General features: G+C 74.6%; 4 protein-coding genes. 3 read left to right on the top strand and 1 reads right to left on the bottom strand.

What is annotated here, in order from left to right:
- Positions 1 to 161: 161 nt before the first annotated feature.
- Positions 162 to 593 (bottom strand): Lrp/AsnC family transcriptional regulator, encoded by a 432-nt coding sequence (locus G3I41_RS26970; RefSeq protein WP_026171549.1) that lies wholly within the window; start codon positions 591 to 593, stop codon positions 162 to 164.
- Positions 594 to 699: 106 nt separating this feature from the next.
- Here G3I41_RS26970 and G3I41_RS26965 point away from each other — a divergent pair, with 106 nt between their 5' ends.
- The 3 genes from G3I41_RS26965 to G3I41_RS26955 form a co-directional block, all read left to right on the top strand.
- Complete coding sequence (locus tag G3I41_RS26965; RefSeq protein ID WP_343242232.1) at positions 700 to 1,911, top strand: MFS transporter; 1,212 nt, start codon at positions 700 to 702, stop codon at positions 1,909 to 1,911.
- Between the two features lie 118 nt (positions 1,912 to 2,029).
- Positions 2,030 to 3,487 carry an acyl-CoA synthetase gene (locus tag G3I41_RS26960; RefSeq protein WP_164402968.1) on the top strand — a complete coding sequence of 486 codons (1,458 nt, stop codon included), beginning with the start codon at positions 2,030 to 2,032 and terminating at the stop codon, positions 3,485 to 3,487.
- On the top strand, positions 3,480 to 4,096 hold a 617-nt coding region (locus G3I41_RS26955; RefSeq protein WP_275408452.1), incomplete at its 3' end, for a carboxyl transferase domain-containing protein. The genes G3I41_RS26960 and G3I41_RS26955, both read left to right, overlap by 8 nt.

Here is a 4,096-nt window from a genome sequence, read left to right as displayed (position 1 = left end):
GGGCCGGGGTCTCGGCGATCGAGGTGGAGGTGGACGCGACGGCGACCCTGGCGGACGGGCGGGGCGCGGTCCGCCTCACCGTGGCGGACGACGGGCGCGAGCCGGACGGTTCGCGGGCGGAGACGGTGATCTGGGAGGCGCCGCTGTGACGGCGCGGGCGGTCAGGGGCCCGGCGCGGCTCTCAGGGCGACCCGGGTGTTCGAGTGCGCGACGCCCGCCTCGCGCTTGAGGCGGCGCAGGAGGGTGTCCAGGGCGGCGGTGTCGGCGGCGGTGGCGCGGACGAGATAGTCGTGGCCGCCCGTCACGTGCACCACCTCGGTGATGCCGGGCAGGGTCAGCACGGCCCGTTCGAACGTCTCGTTGGTGGTGTCCATCCGCAGGGTCACGTCGATGAAGACGACGAGCCCGGTGCGGGTGTCCGCGGCCGGGTCGACGATCACCGTGAAACCGCGGATGACACCGTCCTTGCGCAGCCGCCGGACCCGGTCGGCCGCCGCGTTGGCGCTGAGTCCGACCCGTACGCCCAGGTCGCGGTACGAGATCCGGGCATCCTCCTGGAGGACGCCGAGGATTTCCCTGTCCAGACGATCCATGGTCCCCATTGTCGCAGTTTCGATGCGTATGCGAAGAATGGGGAGCCGTCCCCCGTACGGAGCAGGCCGACGGGCCCACCGTCCGCGTCCGCCCTTGACTGGCTGTGTGGACACAGCCGCGAAGCAGTCACCCGCACCCGTGGACGCCCCGGGCCCGGCCGCGTACCGGAATCTGATCATGGCCACGATCGGCTTCACGCTCACCTTCTGGGCGTGGAACCTGATCGCGCCGATGTCGGGGGACTACAAGGACCGCCTCGGCCTGAGCTCGTTCCAGCAGTCGCTGCTGGTGGCGGTGCCGGTGCTGGTCGGCTCGCTGGGCCGGATCCCGGTGGGCGCGCTGACCGACAGGTTCGGCGCGCGGCTGATGTTCCCGCTGACCTCGGCACTGACCATCCTGCCGGTGCTGCTGCTGATCCCGGCGAAGAACTCGTACGGGGCGATGCTCGCCGTGGGATTCCTGCTGGGCGTCGGCGGCACGACGTTCGCGATCGGCATCCCGCTGGTCAACTCGTGGTTCCCGCCCGCCAAACGCGGTCTCGCGCTCGGCGTCTTCGGTATGGGCATGGGCGGCGTCGCGCTGTCCGGATACTTCACGCCGCGCATCGCCAAGCACGGCGACAACCTGCCGTTCCTCGTGGTCGCCGGCGCCCTCGTGGTGTACGCGGCGCTCGCCGGGCTGCTCATCAACGACCACCCGGGCCGCAAGGTGCCGACGGATTCGCTGACCCACCGGCTGGGCTCGGCGGGCCGGCTCCGGGTCACCTGGGAGCTGTCCGCGCTGTACGCGATCGGCTTCGGCGGCATCGTCGCGTTCGGCGTGTACCTGCCGACGTACCTCAAGACGTGGTACGGACTGACGCCGACCGACGCCGGCACCAAGGCGGCCGGGTTCGCCCTGGTCACGGTCATCTTCCGGCCGATCGGCGGCTGGCTCTCGGACCGGATCCACCCGGCGCTCGTCACCTCGGCGGCCCTGGGGGTGGCCGCCCTGATGGCGATCGTCCAGGCGTTCGACCCGCGCCTCGACCCGACCGGCACGGTCGCGCTGCTGGTCATGGCGGCGGGGCTGGGCACGGCGAGCGGCAGCGTCTTCGCGCTGGTCTCGCAGGTCACCCCGCAGGCGAAGGTGGGCAGCGTGACCGGCATCGTCGGCGCGATGGGCGGCCTCGGCGGGTTCGTACCGCCGCTGGTGATGGGCGCGATCTACAGCGCGAAGGACTCGTACTCGATCGGCTTCATGCTGTTGTCCGACCTGGCGCTGGCGGGCTGCGTGTACGCGTACGGGCGCATGCGGAACGTGCGGGGGGACGGGTGAGGGGGCGCGGGCGCGCACCGGGGCGTGAGGCGGCTGCCCGTGCCGGGGCGTGAAGCGGGCCTCATTCGTGCCGGTTCCGGGGCCGGGGAAAGCGCCGCGATCTAGGGTGCGCAGGGTGATGCCACTTCTGCCCGCACTCCAGGACCCGTCCGGTCCGGCAGCCGCCCGCGAGGCCGTCCGGTTCGACGACGTCACCCTCACCTACTCCGGGCTGGCCCGGGTCACGGAAGCCCTCGCCGCCCGGCTCACCGGCGCGGACCGGGTCGCCGTCTGGGCCACACCGACCGCGCACACCGTCGTCGCGGTCGTCGCCGCGCTCCGGGCCGGGGTGCCGGCCGTCCCGCTGAACCCGAAGACGGGGGAACGGGAGCTCGCCCACATCGTCGCGGACAGCGCGCCCTCGCTGGTGCTCGCCTCACCCGACGACGTCCTCCCGCCCGCCCTGGCCGGCCTGGAACGCCTCGGCGTCACCACCGCGCCCCCGGACCCCGCGCCCACCGCCCTCCCGGAACCGGACCCGGAGTCCCCCGCGCTCGTCGTGTACACCTCCGGGACGACCGGCCCGCCGAAGGGAGCCGTCCTGCCCCGCCGGGCGCTCGCCGCCTCGCTGGACGCGCTGGAGGACGCCTGGGGGTGGACCGCCGACGACGTCCTGGTGCACGCGCTCCCCCTCTTCCACGTCCACGGGCTGATCCTCGGCGTCCTGGGCCCGCTGCGCCGGGGCGGCTCCGTGCGCCACCTGGGCCGCTTCACGCCGGAGGGCGTGGCCCGGGAGCTGGGCGCGGGCGGCACGATGCTGTTCGGCGTCCCGACGATGTACCACCGGCTGGCCGAGGCGCTGGCGGACCCGGATGCGTCGGCCGGGCTCGCGAAGGCCCTCGCGGGCGCCCGGCTGCTGGTCTCCGGGTCGGCCGCGCTGCCGGTCCACGACCACGAGCGCATCGCGGCGGCGACCGGCCGCCGGGTCATCGAGCGGTACGGCATGACGGAGACCCTGATGAACACGGGCGTACGGGCCGACGGCGCCCCGCGCCCCGGGACGGTCGGTCCGCCCCTGCGCGGGGTGGAGCTGCGCCTGGTCGAGGAGGACGGCACCCCGCTCACCGGCACGGACGCGATCGGCGAGATCCAGGTGCGCGGCCCCAACCTGTTCACCGGCTACCTCAACCGGCCCGACGCGACGGCCGCCGCGCTCACCGCCGACGGCTGGTTCCGGACGGGCGACATGGCCACGCTCGACCCGGACGGCTATGTGCGCATCGTCGGCCGCAAGGCCACGGACCTGATCAAGAGCGGCGGCTACAAGATCGGCGCCGGCGAGATCGAGAACGCGCTGCTGGACCACCCCGGTGTGCGGGAGGCGGCGGTCACCGGCGAGCCCGACCCGGACCTGGGCGAGCGGATCGTGGCCTGGGTGGTGCCGGCCGACCCGGCCGCCCCGCCCGCCGCCGGGGAGCTGGCGGACCATGTCGCGGCCCAGCTCGCCCCGCACAAGCGCCCGCGCACCGTCCGCTACCTGGACGCGCTGCCGCGCAACGACCTGGGCAAGATCATGAAGCGGGCCCTCCATGGCTGAGCGGCTGACGGCGCGCGAGGCGATCGCCGCGCTCACCGACGGGTTCACGGAGCTGCCCGCCCCCGCCGGGGACACCGACGGCGACGGCCCGCTCGACTGGACCGGCTACGCCGCGTCGCGGGCCCGGGCCACCGCGCGTACCGGCGAGCAGGAGTCCGTCGTCCACGGCACCGCCACGGTCGGCGGGCACCCCTGCGTGCTGCTCTCGTTCGAGTTCGGCTTCCTGGGCGGGTCGCTGGGGCAGCGCACCGGGGACCGGCTGGAAGCGGCGTACGAGGAGGCCGTCACCCGGCGGCTGCCGCTCGTCTCGCTGATCGCCACGGGCGGCAGCCGCATGCAGGAGGGCATGATCGCGCTGACCCAGCTCCAGCGGGTGGCCCGCGCCTCGGCCCGGCTGCGGGCGGCGGGCCCGGCACAGCTCGCGGTCCTGCGGGACCCGACGACGGGGGGCGGCTGGGCCACGCTGGGCGCGGGCGCGGATGTGATCCTGGCCGTGCCCGGGGCGCAGATCGGGTTCGCCGGGTCGCGAGTGCGTCCGGCGGGCGCCAACCCCGCCGCGTACACCGCCGAGGGCCAGCTCGCGGCCGGTTCGGTCGACGCGGTCGTGGC

It is taken from the genome of Streptomyces sp. SID9727 (assembly GCF_010550605.1).
In the GTDB taxonomy this organism is placed as follows: domain Bacteria; phylum Actinomycetota; class Actinomycetes; order Streptomycetales; family Streptomycetaceae; genus Streptomyces.
Note: the sequence above shows the minus strand (reverse complement) of the source record. Positions and strands in the feature narration are given on the sequence as shown.